This is a genomic window from Acinetobacter sp. MYb191 (genome assembly GCF_037572605.1).
Taxonomy (GTDB): Bacteria; Pseudomonadota; Gammaproteobacteria; order Pseudomonadales; family Moraxellaceae; genus Acinetobacter; species Acinetobacter johnsonii.
Genome location: NZ_JBBGZP010000013.1, coordinates 227,730 through 241,429 on the forward strand (window position 1 = coordinate 227,730; position 13,700 = coordinate 241,429).

Below are 13,700 nucleotides of genomic sequence, written 5' to 3' on the forward strand. Positions count from 1 at the left end.
TTTTATTGTATGGGAAGCCTGTCGAGATGATAGGCTTCCCATTTTTATGGTAATAACAAGCAAGGAAATATTGTGCGATTAACTTATTTGATGCCTGCGCCTTTTAAACAAGCCTTATTGACTGCGGTTATTTTACAATCTATGCATGCTTATGCAGAAACGACAGAATATCAACTTCCTGTCATCACCGTCCAAGCGGTACATACCGATAGCGAGTTGTTATCGACTTCTGCATCCATTCAAAAAGTCCAAGCGGCTACAGTACAAAACAATGCCAATGTTAACCTATCGGAAGTTTTACAAGGGGTTGCAGGCTTACAAATTAATAACCGTGAAAACTATGCGCAAGACTTACAGATTTCGATGCGTGGCTTTGGCGCTCGTTCGACTTTTGGCGTGCGTGGCATTCGGATGTATGTCGATGGTATTCCTGCGACCATGCCTGATGGTCAAGGGCAAAGTTCCAATATTGACCTCAATAGTTTGGATCACATCGAAGTGCTGACAGGGCCATTTTCATCTTTATATGGTAACTCATCAGGGGGAACCATCTTGGCTGAGACCAAAGAAGGGCAAGGCAAAGACTCAATTCAAGTAGGACTCAATGCAGGCAGCCACCATAAGCAACAAGCCAATATCCAATTACAAGGGGGTTCTGAACAGGCCAATCAACCCGCTTATGTGATTAGTTCTTCTTATTTTGATACCGATGGTTTTCGAGACCATAGCGCAGCACAAAAAGTATTGAATAATGCCAAACTGACGTGGAACTTAGACGATGGCAGTAAAATCAACTGGGTGATGAACCGTGTCGATATTGATGCCGATGATCCAGCGGGCCTAGAACGAAAAGATTGGAAAAATAATCCAACACAACAAGCGAGTTTTTTAAAACAATTTAATCTTCGAAAAGAAATTGAACAAACTCAAACAGGACTGACGTGGACTAAGCCGCTGAATGACCAGCAAGAGCTATATAGCATGCTCTATTTGGGCAACCGACAAGTCGTACAATATCAGTCGATTCCAAAGGGGCCGCAAGCTAATGCTCGCCATGCAGGTGGCGTGATTGATTTTGATCGGGATTATTATGGCGCAGATTTCCGTTGGACGGGTAAAGAACTTTTACCAAATACAACCTTGGTTGCAGGTGTGGCTTTAGACCGGATGGTCGAAGATCGTAAAGGCTATAACAATTATAATCATGCAGGTACATTTGGCGTGAAAGGTGATTTACGCCGTAATGAAAATAATACCCTGTGGAATTTAGATCCGTATGTACAAGCCTCTTGGCAGTTCTTACCCAAGTGGCATCTTGATACAGGCTTACGCTATAGCAATGTGCATTATGAGTCAGATGATCATTACATTGTCGCTGGCAATGGTGATGACAGTGGTTCAACGGATTATCAGAAATTATTGCCTTCTGTGGCCTTAGGCTGGGACATTTTACCTGAACTTTATGCCTATGCCAGTTATGGCAAAGGCTTTGAAACCCCAACCTTTACCGAAATGGCTTATCCTACATTGGCCACATCGGGAATTAATTTCGATTTAAAACCTGCAAGCAGTGATACCTATGAGCTAGGGTTAAAGTCCCAAAACGCATTTGGCCTGTTTACATTGGCAGTCTTCAATACTGTTACTAAAAATGACATCGTGCCTGATGATGCCAATGCGGGACGCAATACATTTCGTAATGCAGAGCAAACCTTACGACAAGGTGCTGAGCTGGCTTGGCAACAGCAGCTTTGGCAGGACCTAAAACTTAGTGCAAGTTATAGCTATTTGGATGCCACATTTGATGCCGATATTGCAACCACCACCACCAAGCCTTTGATTGAAAAAGGGACATATATTCCCGGGATTGCCAAAAACCAAGCGTTTACTCGTATTGCATGGCAACCTGCACAGGGTTTCCAAGCAGGCTTAGAAGCGCGCTATATGGATAAAATTTATGTCGATGATATCAACTCGGATACTGCGCCAAGTTATACCGTCGTGGCTGCAAATGTCGGCTATTTATGGGTAAATCGTGACTGGAAAGTAAACAGCTATGCTCGAGTCGATAACCTGTTTGACCGTAACTATGTTGGCTCAGTGATTGTGAATGACGGCAATAGTCGCTTCTTTGAACCTGCCGATGGTCGAAACTTTAGCGTTGGCATGAGTGTAACCAAAGCCTTTTAATGAAAATGGTTTGGCTAAGCAAAAATGCTGTATAGCCAAACCAGATGAATCGCGCCATACGACTGCAAAAGACGCTTTTGTATAGGCGCTTAATCTATTTATGAGTTGCTTTGATATTCCTGAATCACTTCCAGCGCAGCGCGGAACGCCTCTTGAGTCGCAGGTGCGCCGCAATAAGGCAAACTGTGTAAAAGGACTTCTTGAATTTCTTCAACCGTTGCACCGTTATTTAGCGCACCGCGAACGTGACCTTTCAACTCAGTTGGACTCTTTTGTGCCGTCAAAAATGCAATGGTAATTAACGAGCGATATTTACGCGGTAAGACACCTTCACGTTGCCATGTTGAGCCCCAAGCATGTTCATTAATCCAGTCCTGCAAAGGTTGGGTGAAAGGTACAGTATTGTCCTGAGCACGTTTAACAAAAGATTCGCCCATGACTTCTGTGCGAACTTTTAAACCATTTTCATAATCTTGTTGTGACATGGGAACCTCTGAATGTGGAATGCGAATATAGTAGCCGAGCGGCTTAGTTTTTCATCCGATATTTGGGTAGAAAAGGTGAGCGCAGGGGTCATCCTTCAATATATTTGGACGTATAGAGATACTCTTGGCCAAGATGATGATGGTTTTTATGCTTGATTCAAAGGCTGTAAAGAAGCCTTTTCTAACTGAAAATCTTTTTGATTGAGCCCAATAAGAAAGCAGCCGAAGCTGCTTTGGATGATGTCATTTTGTACTAAGCGGCTTTAAAGTCATTGATAATGAGTTCTAAGCCAGTCGCTTTTTGGATTTGTTCTAGGCTTACATCGCGTGCCAGTTCAACCAATTTCACACCTTCAGCAGTGATATCCATTACGCCTAAGTCAGTAATGATACGGCTGACGACAGCTTTACCTGTGAGTGGTAGGGTACATTGAGGCACAATTTTTGGCGTGCCATCTTTGGCGCAGTGTTCCATCAGAACCACAACTTTTTGTACACCAGAAACCAAGTCCATTGCACCGCCCATGCCTTTGACTTTTTTACCCGGAATCATCCAGTTTGCCAAGTCGCCTGTTTCAGAGACTTCCATTGCACCTAAAATAGCAATATTGACATGCCCACCCCGAATCATGGCAAAGGACTCTGAGCTTGAGAAAAATGCAGCCCCTTTACGTGCGGTGACGGTCTGTTTTCCTGCATTAATCAAGTCTGCATCGACTGCATCACGGGTTGGAAATTCATCAATGCCGAGTAAGCCATTTTCTGACTGTAACCAAACATTGATCCCTTCTGGCAGATAATTGGCCACTAAAGTCGGTAAGCCAATACCTAAGTTGACATAAAAACCATCTTCGAGTTCAAGGGCAGCACGCTGCGCCATTTCATTACGTGTCCAAGCCATGATTAAGCTTCCTCTGCTTTAATGGTCAGTTGTTCGATCTGCTTTGTAGGGGTGGTGTTCAGTACCACACGGTTAATGTAGATACCCGGTAAATGGATGTCATCTGGATCGATTTCACCAATTTCAACCACCTGTTCTACTTCGGCAATGGTGAATCTGCCTGCCATGGCACAGTCAGGGTTAAAATTACGTGCTGTTTTACGGAATACCAAGTTACCGGCTTTATCGGCTTTGTAGGCTTTCACTAAAGCAACGTCCGCAGTGAGAGACATTTCTAAAATATGCGGACGACCATCAAAGTCGCGGACTTCTTTGCCTTCGGCAATGAGGGTGCCTACACCTGTTTGGGTGAAAAATGCAGGAATACCTGCGCCGCCTGAACGTAGTTTTTCTGCGAGTGTACCTTGCGGAGTGAGCTCAACTTCAAGTTCACCATTGAGATATTGACGCTCAAACTCTTTGTTTTCACCGACATAAGAGGCAATCATTTTTTTAATTTGTTTGGTTTCTAATAATTTACCTAAACCAAAGCCATCTACACCCGCATTATTTGAAATACAGGTTAAACCTGTGACACCTGTATCTTTTAAGGCATCAATTAATGCTTCTGGAATACCACAGAGGCCGAAACCACCCACAGCAATAGTTTGATTATTGGCAACTACATCAGCCAATGCTTCGGCTGCATTTGCGACGACTTTATTCATCTTTTATTTCCTGATCTTCCTTGCTTGTTATTTTTTTAGCATTGCGCTGCACTTTTTAGAAATTGAATCTTTCTAACGTATAATAAGAAAAACTCATTAATACAGAATATTTACGAAGAAAAATAGATAAAAGAAGAGTCAAATCATGTGTGAAAGCTATGCAAATAATCATACGGCTTATTCTGAACGATCAAGGTTTAGCTTCAGTTTCGCTTAGTGAAAGGGGTAACATAGCCTAGAAATGATGCCAAAGTGTGGTTTCAATAAATTGAGACGACATGTTAGACAGTTCATAATCTTTCTTATAAATAATGCCCACCGCGAGTTGCGCTTGATTGTCCTCAATTTCAACCAACACATTTTTTTCAAGGTCGATGAATTTTTGGAAATGTCGTGGAATAGCGCTGACGCCCATGCCGTAGGCGACAAAGTGTGAAAGGGAACTGATTTGGTGACATTCGACTTTCAAATCCAACACTACTTGAAGCGCAGCACAATGTTCCTCAATCACATGGCGAATAATTGAGGGGTTTTGTAAGGTCACAAATGGACAAGAGCACAGTTCAAGCCATGTCACGCTTTTTTGTTTGGCTAAGACGTGGTGTTTGGGCAATAGAGCCAAAAAGTCTTCATTGAATAAAGGCTGAAAAATCAGTTGGTCATTGGCCTTGGGTTCAAAACAAATGCCAATTTCAAAGATGCCTTCTTGAACTTTTTCAATGATTTTTTCATTGGTGATGTCATGGATTGAAAAACTGATGTTAGGGTGTAACTGCGAAAAATCATGCATCACTGCGGGGAGTACTGCATGGGTGGCAAAGGGCATTGAGGCAATATTTAAAGTGCCACGGTTAAGTTTAAAGCGCTGCTTGACATCTTTTTCCATATCCTCCCAGTTGGCCAGAAGCTTTTTGGCATAGGGAATGAGGGACTGACCTTCAGTGGTGATTTCTACTCGACGCGTGTTGCGTTTAAACAGTTTTCCACCCAGTTCTTCTTCCAATGTTTTAATGCTTAAGCTAAGAGCGGATTGGCTCAGACACAGTTCATTGGCTGCATTGGCATAATTAAGCGTACGTGCAAGGACCAAAAAGGCTTTTAATTGTTTGAGTGTCATGAGCTTCCCTGAGCAATGATGCAACACGATGTTGAAAGAAAATGAACGTGTTGTTCTCAAATGGTTTACATGAAAAATACAACAGACGGTCAAAACAGATCAAGTGATGGAAGTGGATGTCATTTTTATCAAGTCGTCAAAGCAGTATAAATCGAAGAGCATGATAGTCTGTAAAAATATGTTTTAACTGAATGAAAAATATAAAAATTGGTCATTTCGTGCGATTTTGAAATTTTACCTTTAACTTGATGTAATTAGTTTTATCAGTCTTGCTAGGGCTTGGATATTAATCAATTTTTCTTCTTACTCAATGATTATTTTCAAACAATGTGTGGGTTTATATGCATTATAGTCTGACCCATAAGCTGAAATATTAATGCTCTGATGGATAAATATAGTACATAGATCAGAGTGCAAATAGACATCTCGTCATGAGGGAAATAGACGGTCTATGAATGCGTATTCGGTCTTTCCACACAGGCTGATTGCACTGTGACTCAACTAGATTTGACATCATTCGCTATTAATATCACAGCACATCAAGACATATTTTCTTTAAGGATGGAGTAAAAAATATGTGGGATTTGGGTGTAATTTTATTGTCTCTTGGGCTACTGATGTATACAGCCTACAGAGGTTTTTCTGTCATTCTTATGGCACCGATTTGTGCCCTGTTAGCGGTTTTACTGATTAATCCTGCTAACGTTTTGCCTTTTTATTCAGGCGTGTTTATGCCCAAAATGGTTGGGTTTATTAAAGATTATTTCTTGGTGTTTTTACTCGGTGCCATTTTCGGTAAAGTGGTTGAAATGTCAGGGATTGCCGAATCCATTGCCAAAACCATTGTGAACCTGATTGGTTCTAAAAATGCGATGTTAACCGTTGTACTGTTGGGTGCGATTTTAACCTATAGCGGTGTCAGTCTCTTTGTGGTGGTCTTTGCAGTTTATCCATTTGCAAATCAACTCTTTAGACAAGCCAACATTCCAAAGCGTTTGATTCCGGGAACCATTGCCCTTGGTGCATTTACCTTTACCATGGATGCCTTGCCGGGAACCCCGCAAATTCAAAACGTTATTCCGACGACCTTTTTTGGTACAGACATTTATGCAGCGCCGTTTCTTGGTTTGATTGGTGGTGTATTTGTTCTAGCAACGGGTTTGAGCTATTTGGAATGGCGTCGCCGTGTAGCCGCTCGAAATGGCGATGGTTATGCCACAGGTATTGAGCTGACAGAAGCCGAGCAGCAACAACTGAAGCAAAACTTAGATACAACCTCGAATGGTTCTACCGCGCGTCAATGGTTGGCTTTTGTACCTCTTATTTTAGTTGCTGTGACCAATAAGTATTTATCCACTGCAATTAAAGAATGGTATCCAAACGGTTTCGACTTTAATGCCATTGGACTTGCAGCTTACACTGTCGATGTTGCGAAAACTTCTGCCATTTGGGCAGTGGGTTTGGCCTTAATTGTGGGTATTATCGCGGCAATTTCATTTGACTTCCGTCGTGTCTATACGGGCTTCAAAGATGGTGTCAATGCCAGTATTGGCGGGTCTTTACTTGCCGTGATGAATACCGCATCTGAATATGGTTTTGGTGCGATTATTGCGGCCTTACCGGGCTTTGCGATTATTAGTCATGCATTGGGCAATACTTTTACCAATCCACTGGTCAATGGTGCGGTTACCACGACAGTCTTAGCGGGTGTGACTGGTTCAGCCTCTGGCGGTATGAGTATCGCTTTAAGTGCGATGGCTGATCAGTACAATGCTGCGATTCTAGCCATGGGTATTCCACCTGAAGTGATGCACCGTATTGTTGCGATGGCATCTGGCGGTATGGATACCTTACCGCATAACGGCGCCGTGATTACCTTGCTTGCTGTGACTGGTTTAACCCATAAGCAATCTTATAAAGACATTTTTGCCATCACGATTATTAAAACCATCGCGGTATTTGTTGCCATTGCTGCCTTTACTTGGTTTGGTATTGTTTAAGACTTTGGAATGAAAAAAGAAGACAACGGAGTACATCATGAGTCAACTGTTAAAAGATAAAGTTGCATTTATTACTGGTTCAGCCAGTGGTATTGGACATGAAATTGCAAAGAAATTTGCCAGTGAAGGTGCAAAAGTTGTCATTTCTGATATGAATGCAGAGAAGTGTGCTGAAACTGTGGCGACCCTTCAAAAGCAAGGCTATGAAGCATTGTCTGCACCTTGCGATGTGACTGATGAAGAAGCATATAAAGCAGCGATTGAATTGACTCAGAAAACGTATGGTCGATTGGACATTCTCATCAATAATGCGGGTTTTCAGCATGTTGCAGTGATTGAAGACTTTCCAACCGCAGTCTACCAAAAGCTGATTAATGTCATGTTAGTAGGTTCGTTCATTGGCATTAAATACGCATTTCCAATCATGAAAGCGCAGCAGTTTGGTCGCGTGATTAATATGGCCTCGATTAACGGTCTGATTGGCTTTGCTGGCAAGGCTGGCTATAACAGTGCTAAGCATGGTGTGATTGGTTTGACCAAAGTTGCGGCTTTAGAATCCGCGCGCGATGGCATCACTGTGAACGCTCTGTGTCCGGGCTATGTCGATACGCCGTTGGTACGCGGTCAAATTCATGATTTGGCCAAAACCCGAAATGTCAGTGAACAAAGTGCATTAGAAGATGTGATTTTGGCAATGGTGCCGCAAAAACGCTTGTTGAGTGTAGAAGAAATTGCTGATTATGCAATCTTCCTTGCCAGCGATAAGGCGGGCGGTGTAACTGGTCAAGCCGTAGTGATGGATGGTGGCTATACCGCGCAATAACTTAGCTCAGCACACGTTTAAAAATTGAAAAGCCTTCGATGTTCGCATTTGAGGCTTTTTTTATAGCGATAGATTTTGTATAAGATTTAAAATTTCACTTCATATGAAAAATGATAAACAACATATGATTAGAAAGTAAATTTAAAGATTATTTGTCGTTATAAATTTTATTACAGCCCAAGCTTTATATTTAGTTGCAAAATTAAATCATATTATTTTTGCATGTTTTTTATCCGTCACTCGTCTCTATACTTACAAACAAGGGATTTATTTATGCTTGTTTAGTTAATGATTATCATTTAATTAATTTCGGGTCGGGGCATGCGTCATTCATCAAAACAATTTACACAGCAGGTCACATATTTAAGCCTCTGTATATCACTGGCTATTTCATCTTCATTGATGATGCAAAATGTTGTGGCAGCACCACAAATGGCCGAAATAAATTACCAAATCCCGCAAGGCAATTTAACCAGCGCCTTGAATATGGTCGCACAGAAAGCCAATGTCACTTTATTACTCGACCCGAAAAAAACCAATCTATTTCAGGTGCCAGCTTTAAAGGGTAAATACACCGCAGATGAAGCTTTTCAGCGTCTATTGAAAGACACCCCCTTTAATATTCAAAAAAATGGGACGGGCTATTTATTAAAAGAAGTATCTGCAACAGCAAAGTCGGATTTGGAACAAAGCAAGGTCATCGCACAAACACTGCCTGATTCACAAAGCACACAGGCTGTAGATGTAGAAACCCCAAATTCTGTTCACGTACAGCTTGAAGCTCTCAGTTTTAGCGGCGAAAAAGAACGAGATGAGCAAGGCTATGACGATGTTTATGATAAAAATATTTCGACCGTCTATGCAGGAAAAGAAGCCATTGAGCGTTTTAAAGGAACAACGCCTTCAGATTTACTGAAAGGGATGTCGAATGTGTATAGTGGAGATGCTCGTAATAGTGGGGCTTTAGATCCGAATATTCGGGGTATGCAAGGGCAGGGACGTGTACCCGTCACGATTGATGGAACAGAACAGTCGATGACGGTGTGGCGTGGCTATAACGGTGCCAATAGCCGCAGTTATATTGACCCAAATTTACTCAGTTCGATTCAAGTAGTAAAAGGCTCTGTTTTAGATCGTGATGTGAAAACAGGGATTGCGGGTGGGGTATCGGTTAAGACTTTAGAGGCTGATGATGTTGTACGTGAAGGACAACGCTATGGTGCTGAAATTAAAGTAGAAGGGGCGACGAATACCACCAAAGCCCAAAAAATGCATTCTTATCATGGGCAAGATTATCGGGATGTTGCGGAGTCTAAAGGTTGGGAGAAGCTCGGTAGTTACAATGGTGAAGACCCTTTAGGTCAAGTAACTCCAAAAACCAGCAGTGATAATAAACTCACTCATTTAGAAGATCAGGCACTTCGTATTGCGGTGGCGACCAAACAAGATCAATTTGATTTACTCGCCGCTTATGCTTATCGAGACCGTGGCAACTACTTTGCAGGAAAGCATAATAGCGACTTTTTTAAGCAGGGTGATCGTAGCAAAATTGATTACAACACTGGGCTGGTACCTTATATGGCAACGGTTTGGCAACCAGGCAATGAAGTCACCAATACCTCAAACCGTATGGAATCTTGGTTGTTAAAGGGGAATTGGCGACCAAACGATGACCATGCGCTGCAGTTGACCTATCGTGATACCAACACCATTTATGGCGAAATTATGCCTTCGCGGATTATGTGGCAGACCCAAGACAATGTCCCGCAGTGGCCTGTAAGCGAAGTGAGCACCAAAGCGTATAGTTTGAAATATCGATTTAACCCAGAAAATAGTCGTTGGATCGACTTCAGTGCAAACCTATTTCAGACCGATACAGAATCACAAACATATTCGGCAGGCGGTTTCGTGAACTGGATTTCAAAGCGTGACTATGTTTGGGAAGCCAATGTCGATCGTGATGGGGATGGTATCCGAGACCGAAGCCCGGGTGATGGTTTTACGATTCTTGACACAGCATTTACCGATGCCAAAACCACCAATAAAGGTGTGAGTTTAAGCAACAAATTTAACTTTGCCGATGCCTTAAGCTTAACTGTTGGAGCAGATTTAACCCGTGAAAAACTGACCACCAAAGATGAATATATCAACGACAGTCAGGGCACTTCTGCCTTTCGCATGCTGCCACGGGCAGGACATCGTTCAGAAAATCAATATTGGTTTAACTTTGATTGGAAAGCGACCCCATGGCTAAACTTAACGGCAGGTGCACGTTCAGTTTCGTATAGTTCTTTTGACGACTTTTTAAATGGCAACAAAGACAGCATTACAGGTTTGTCGACAACAACGAGAACGATCGGGCAGAAACTTTCTTATACTGAAAATGTGAACGTCTATACCCAAGAAATGTTCGATGCAATGAGACAAAATGGTGCCTTTAAAAATGATTGGGACGATAAGGAGAATCTTGCCCTTATGAATCGTGCCAAACGTGCGATTGGTAAAGCCTATCAATTTAAAGGTGTCCACTACTGGTATGCTGACGCAAATGGAAAATTTCATGCTGAGAATAATCCATTCTTAAATGGAACGGTTGACTTAAGCCAAAAGAATTTGGCACTCGATGCCAATGGTCAGCCTGTGGTGAGTTACTCAGAAGTGACTGAAACCAACCCTACTGTGGTGAAAAAGAAAAAAGACCATAAAAACTGGGCACCTGCTGTTTCAGCAGCTATTACCTTGAATCCGAACAATCGTTTTTATATTAACTATACCGAAGCCTATCGCATGCCGAGTATGTTTGAAACGACTTTAGGTTTCTCTGCATCGCAGTCGGGTTATGACCTAAAACCAGAACATGCACATAATTTTGAACTGGCCTATGTGTATAACATGCAGGATCTGTTCAACTTACAAAATGGTCATGCAGATATTAAGTTGGCATATTTCCACAACAAAACAGAAGATGTGATTGAACGTAATAACCAACTGAAATTTAGCAATATCGACAAACAAACTGTGGAAGGCTATGAGTTTTCAGGGCGTTTTGACAATGGCAAATATTTTACCGATTTGTCCTTGGTTTATAACTCAAAAAATGAAGTGTGTGATGAAAGTTCGGGGCTACTTGCGAGCGTAGAGGCAATGACCATGTCGGGTGCGGCAAAAAGCTGTATCGATTACGGCTTCCCAACAGGTTATTTGGTCAATATGGCTCTACCAGAATATCAAGCTAATTTAACCCTCGGCACACGGTTATTGGATAACAAATTAGAGTTGGGCACACGTCTGAATTATTTTGAAGGCTATGACCATCCTTATATTGGAACTGAGTTGGTGGCTTGGTTTAACGCACCTTTGCAATGGGATGACACTCTGACCGTCGATGCTTATGCACACTATCAACACAGTGAACATTTAGGTTTTGACCTGATTGGAACCAACTTAACCAATCAATACTACTTGGATCCTTTAACCCGTTCTGCGGTTGCTGCTCCAGGTCGCGCGTTTAAATTGGCACTAAGCTATAAGTTTTAATGCGACATAAAAGATTTACTGCATTGAATAATATATGAATATTGATGAGTTAATAAACTTTGAAATATTCATAGGAAATACCGAAGGCTGAGCAGCACTTTATTTAATCTGAGCCTTCTGTATGTGTCCATGTGTTTATATATGGGGTAACAGAAATGTACCTAAAGTTTAGATTATGGCGTTTTAATTTTGGCGTAGGTGACATAGTTCCCGATTTGAAAAAAATTCAAGCTGAGGATACTGTAACTGGATCAGTTGCAGTGTTCCGACTAAGTCTTGTTGAGGGTTAATAATCCCCGTAACTTTTATTTGGCTGAGCTCTTTTTCATTAAAAATCATGTAGCCAGTATGGTAGGCATTTAAGCGATTGAGGAGATCGGGTAAAGCCAGTTCATTGGCTTGAATTTGTTGCATTTGCCATGAAGTTTTGAACATTTGTGCATCAAAGGCTTCGATTTTTCCTAGACCACTTGCGCCAACTTGTATACGGTGACCTTCTGAAATATTCTGAACTTGAGGATGCCTAGCGAGATTTGTACTGGCACGAACACGTGAATGCAGCATACTGAGCGCACTTGTATCGGTATATTGGTTGATGATAAAACGCGTACCAAGCGCTTGGTAGTCGGCTTGTTTGGTATGAACAATAAAAGGACGCGTTGGATTTTTAGCGACATCAACATAGATATCACCTTGAATCAATTCGATTCGTCTTTGCCCTGTGGTGTAATCCACTTTTATTGCTGATTTAGGCGCGAGGGTAAGCATAGAACCATCTTCAAGTACAACGTTTTTTACTTCACTGGTTGCAGTTTTATAGTCTGCAAAATAGTAGGCAAAGGGAATGTAAGTAAAACTCAAATAGCCAAGACAACTGATGGCCATGAATGAGAAAACAGTTTGGTTAAACAAAGACAGCACTTTTTGCTGTTCATGTTCAATGGCTTGAAAGGTCTGTTCGACAGTCTCGCCGTGTAAGTTTTGTTGGTGTGATAGGCTCTGCATCTCAAGATCAAAGTCTCGAAATTCTTCAAAATAGGGCAGATACTGTGGATGATTTTTTTGCCACGCCTGAAACTCTTGCTGGACTTGTGCACGCTCGATAGGGTTGTCGCAGTTGAGCCGAATCACCCAGAGTGCAATTTCTTTACGAATATGTCGAGCGTCATTCATTGTTCGCATTCTGCATTCATTTTATGACGTAGCTCATAACAGAGACTCAGCCCATCGGCCAAATAGCCTTGTACACTGCGCAGTGATTTTCCTGTTAATTCAGCAATCTCAGTTTGGCTATAGCCTTCAATATAATAAAGAATAAAGGACTGACGCACTTTAGCGGTGGTTTTACCTAAGGCAACCGACAGAAAATCCAGAATTTGTACTGTTTCTTCAATGGTGTTGTCTTGGATTAGCTCTTGCCCAAATTGAGCTTCATCGTAAAGATTTTTAAGGTAATTGGTTTCAATCACATTACGTCGATGCTGATCAATCAAAACGTGTTTAGCAATATTGATCAAATAAGCTTTCGGTTCTTGAATTGAAGCTAACTTATGTTTGGCTTGGATCAAACGCACAAAAGTATCTTGCACAATATCGGCAGCATTAAAAGGATGACGAATCCGATATCTCAGCCACTGAATTAACTAATCATGGTGCTGAAGATAGAGTTCACCAATTAATTGCTGTTGTGCTTTGGAAGAGGTGGGAGGTGCCATAATACTTCCCCAAGGTTTAAATGATAGTGATTATCATTTATGGTGTATTCAAATGCAATAGCTTGTAAAGTAAAAATAGCGAATTTTCAGTGTGCGAAAAACTTTGAATTGTTTTGCGTATTTTGAGCGTTTCATTCGTCTCTATGTATAAGTCCAGTTTTTATGGTTTAGGAAAAATCATCAATCTTAAAATGACCTTGGGTGTTATTTAACGTTGTATGAAAT

The 13,700-nt window shown here is 41.6% G+C and carries 10 protein-coding genes; 4 read left to right on the forward strand and 6 right to left on the reverse strand.

Features of this window, described 5'->3' with window-relative positions:
• Positions 1 to 90 precede the first annotated feature (90 nt).
• The gene (locus WH214_RS08005; RefSeq protein ID WP_339422943.1) at positions 91 to 2,190 is read left to right on the forward strand and encodes a TonB-dependent receptor; all 2,100 of its coding nucleotides are present in this window, start codon (positions 91 to 93) and stop codon (positions 2,188 to 2,190) included.
• Positions 2,191 to 2,288: 98 nt separating this feature from the next.
• Here the strand turns inward: WH214_RS08005 and WH214_RS08010 are convergent, their stop codons facing one another.
• The 4 genes from WH214_RS08010 to WH214_RS08025 all read right to left on the reverse strand — a co-directional run bounded on the left by WH214_RS08010 (position 2,289) and on the right by WH214_RS08025 (position 5,400).
• Positions 2,289 to 2,675 carry a carboxymuconolactone decarboxylase family protein gene (locus WH214_RS08010; RefSeq protein ID WP_004981378.1) on the reverse strand — a complete coding sequence of 129 codons (387 nt, stop codon included), beginning with the start codon at positions 2,673 to 2,675 and terminating at the stop codon, positions 2,289 to 2,291.
• Between the two features lie 253 nt (positions 2,676 to 2,928).
• On the reverse strand, positions 2,929 to 3,576 hold the full coding sequence (locus WH214_RS08015; protein WP_114837685.1) for a CoA transferase subunit B: 648 nt from the start codon (positions 3,574 to 3,576) through the stop codon (positions 2,929 to 2,931).
• A 2-nt stretch (positions 3,577 to 3,578) separates the two neighbouring features.
• Positions 3,579 to 4,283 (reverse strand): CoA transferase subunit A, encoded by a 705-nt coding sequence (locus WH214_RS08020; protein WP_339421512.1) that lies wholly within the window; start codon positions 4,281 to 4,283, stop codon positions 3,579 to 3,581.
• Between the two features lie 235 nt (positions 4,284 to 4,518).
• Positions 4,519 to 5,400, reverse strand: a complete 882-nt coding sequence (locus WH214_RS08025; protein ID WP_336955479.1) for a LysR family transcriptional regulator — start codon at positions 5,398 to 5,400, stop codon at positions 4,519 to 4,521.
• A gap of 575 nt (positions 5,401 to 5,975) precedes the next feature.
• On the opposite strand from WH214_RS08025, the gene WH214_RS08030 reads away from it, so the two are divergent.
• The 3 genes from WH214_RS08030 (at position 5,976) to WH214_RS08040 (ending at position 11,760) form a co-directional block, all read left to right on the forward strand.
• Complete coding sequence (locus tag WH214_RS08030; RefSeq protein ID WP_078426036.1) at positions 5,976 to 7,400, forward strand: GntP family permease; 1,425 nt, start codon at positions 5,976 to 5,978, stop codon at positions 7,398 to 7,400.
• A 37-nt stretch (positions 7,401 to 7,437) separates the two neighbouring features.
• Positions 7,438 to 8,223: a 3-hydroxybutyrate dehydrogenase gene (locus WH214_RS08035; protein WP_339421510.1), complete on the forward strand. Its 786-nt coding sequence runs from the start codon at positions 7,438 to 7,440 to the stop codon at positions 8,221 to 8,223.
• A 321-nt stretch (positions 8,224 to 8,544) separates the two neighbouring features.
• Positions 8,545 to 11,760 (forward strand): TonB-dependent receptor, encoded by a 3,216-nt coding sequence (locus WH214_RS08040; RefSeq protein ID WP_339421509.1) that lies wholly within the window; start codon positions 8,545 to 8,547, stop codon positions 11,758 to 11,760.
• Positions 11,761 to 11,943: 183 nt separating this feature from the next.
• On the opposite strand, the gene WH214_RS08045 is transcribed toward WH214_RS08040, so the two are convergent.
• Positions 11,944 to 12,942 (reverse strand): FecR family protein, encoded by a 999-nt coding sequence (locus tag WH214_RS08045; RefSeq protein WP_339421508.1) that lies wholly within the window; start codon positions 12,940 to 12,942, stop codon positions 11,944 to 11,946.
• Positions 12,930 to 13,400 carry an RNA polymerase sigma factor gene (locus WH214_RS08050; RefSeq protein ID WP_339993232.1) on the reverse strand — a complete coding sequence of 157 codons (471 nt, stop codon included), beginning with the start codon at positions 13,398 to 13,400 and terminating at the stop codon, positions 12,930 to 12,932. The genes WH214_RS08045 and WH214_RS08050 overlap by 13 nt, the downstream gene beginning before the upstream one ends.
• Positions 13,401 to 13,700: the final 300 nt, after the last annotated feature.

Bases quoted from the DNA above. Each gene is read 5' to 3' on its own strand.
- WH214_RS08010 (WP_004981378.1), bottom strand. From the start codon at position 2,675: ATGTCACAACAAGATTATGAAAATGGTTTAAAAGTTCGCACAGAAGTC.
- WH214_RS08005 (WP_339422943.1), top strand. From the start codon at position 91: ATGCCTGCGCCTTTTAAACAAGCCTTATTGACTGCGGTTATTTTACAA.
- WH214_RS08025 (WP_336955479.1), bottom strand. From the start codon at position 5,400: ATGACACTCAAACAATTAAAAGCCTTTTTGGTCCTTGCACGTACGCTT.
- WH214_RS08040 (WP_339421509.1), top strand. From the start codon at position 8,545: ATGCGTCATTCATCAAAACAATTTACACAGCAGGTCACATATTTAAGC.
- WH214_RS08030 (WP_078426036.1), top strand. From the start codon at position 5,976: ATGTGGGATTTGGGTGTAATTTTATTGTCTCTTGGGCTACTGATGTAT.
- WH214_RS08015 (WP_114837685.1), bottom strand. From the start codon at position 3,576: ATGGCTTGGACACGTAATGAAATGGCGCAGCGTGCTGCCCTTGAACTC.
- WH214_RS08045 (WP_339421508.1), bottom strand. From the start codon at position 12,942: ATGCGAACAATGAATGACGCTCGACATATTCGTAAAGAAATTGCACTC.
- WH214_RS08020 (WP_339421512.1), bottom strand. From the start codon at position 4,283: ATGAATAAAGTCGTCGCAAATGCAGCCGAAGCATTGGCTGATGTAGTT.
- WH214_RS08035 (WP_339421510.1), top strand. From the start codon at position 7,438: ATGAGTCAACTGTTAAAAGATAAAGTTGCATTTATTACTGGTTCAGCC.